Annotated in this window: 1 protein-coding gene and 1 pseudogene; both read left to right on the forward strand. The window is 63.5% G+C overall.

Annotated elements, in window-relative coordinates; genetic code table 11:
- Positions 1–453, forward strand: a pseudogene (locus EN939_RS36530) (ATP-grasp domain-containing protein); the annotation flags it as partial.
- Positions 450–775 (forward strand): methenyltetrahydromethanopterin cyclohydrolase (locus EN939_RS36535; protein ID WP_245473319.1); only part of this gene is annotated, 326 nt, incomplete at its 3' end. The pseudogene EN939_RS36530 and the gene EN939_RS36535, both read left to right, overlap by 4 nt.

Genomic DNA, 775 nt, shown 5'->3' on the forward strand with positions numbered 1-775 from the left:
CAGGCGGGGGTGATCGGCGGTTGGCTCTCAAGTCTGACGCGGCGCGCCGGCCTGGTTGGATTGTGCAGCGCCGATCTTATCCGCGGGCCGGACGGCTACAAGTTCATCGAGATCAATCCGAGGCCAGGCGCCACCCTCGACATTTTCGACGATGTCGACGCGCCATTGATCGAAGCGCATCTGCGCGCCGCGACGGGTCAGGTCTTCCGCTTGCCGCGCTTCGTCGATTCGATGGCGTCGATGGTGACTTACGCCGCGACGCCAATCACTCACTTTCCGTCGATCGCCTGGCCTGAATGGACAGCGGACCAGCAGTCGGCTGGCACCCGTCTGATTGCCGGCGACCCTGTCTGCACGGTCTTCGCGCGCGGGCCGAGCGCCCAATCGACCAAGCGACTCATCAAGGGACAAGCCAGTCAATTGCAACTCCAATGGGAAGGAGACCGGACATGAAAGACGGTTCGGCATTCCTGAACGACAATGCACAGCGCATCGTTGACGGCATGATCGGCGACGCCGAACGCCTGCGCATCGTCGTTTCCAGGGGGCCATTGGGCGAGCGCCTGATCGATGCCGGCGCCAAGACCGTAGGCAGCGTCGAAGCCGGGCTGCGCATGGCTGAGGCCGCGATGGGCGGTCTCGGCAGCGTTTCTGTGTTCATGGATCGCGCGTCACAGCAATGGCCGTTCACTGTCGAAGCGCGATCTTCGCAGCCGGTGCTAGCCTGCCTGGGCAGCCAGTATGCGGGCTGGAACCTGTCTGGCCAGGACTATTT

The sequence above is a fragment of the Mesorhizobium sp. M7A.F.Ca.CA.002.05.1.1 genome (assembly GCF_003998335.1).
In the GTDB taxonomy this organism is placed as follows: Bacteria; Pseudomonadota; Alphaproteobacteria; order Rhizobiales; family Rhizobiaceae; genus Mesorhizobium.